This is a genomic window from Vibrio sp. 704, assembly GCF_033339295.1.
Genome location: NZ_JAWOUH010000514.1, coordinates 1 through 426 on the forward strand (window position 1 = coordinate 1; position 426 = coordinate 426).

Annotated in this window: 1 protein-coding gene; it reads right to left on the minus strand. The window is 44.8% G+C overall.

Going from position 1 to position 426, the window contains the following annotated elements; all coding sequences use genetic code 11:
* The coding region (locus R7R24_RS27460) for an ABC transporter ATP-binding protein (RefSeq protein ID WP_318120233.1) at nucleotides 1-426 on the minus strand (426 nt) is incomplete at both ends.

The following is a 426-nucleotide window of genomic DNA, read 5'->3' on the forward strand; positions in this document are numbered from 1 at the left end:
TCCCTTGCTGCTGATTGATTTCTTTGAGGAAATCCCACATTGAACGACGCAACTCAATGTCCACCCCAGCCGTCGGCTCATCCAAAATCAGCAGTTTTGGCTCGTGCATGAGCGCGCGAGCAATCATCAAACGACGCTTCATACCACCCGATAAGTTACGAGCACGCTCTTTGCGCTTCTCCCATAAATCGAGCTTCTTCAGGTATTTTTCTGCTCGATCTTTTGCCAGAATTTTAGAAACACCATAGTAACCCGCTTGTTGAATGACGATCTGCTCAACCGTTTCAAATTGGTTGAAGTTGAATTCTTGAGGCACTAAACCAAGGTTTTGCTTGGCAAGTTCTAAGTCAGTATCAATGTCATAACCAAAAACTTTTGCCACTCCAGAGGTCTTATTAACCAAAGAAGAGATGATGCCGATCGTGC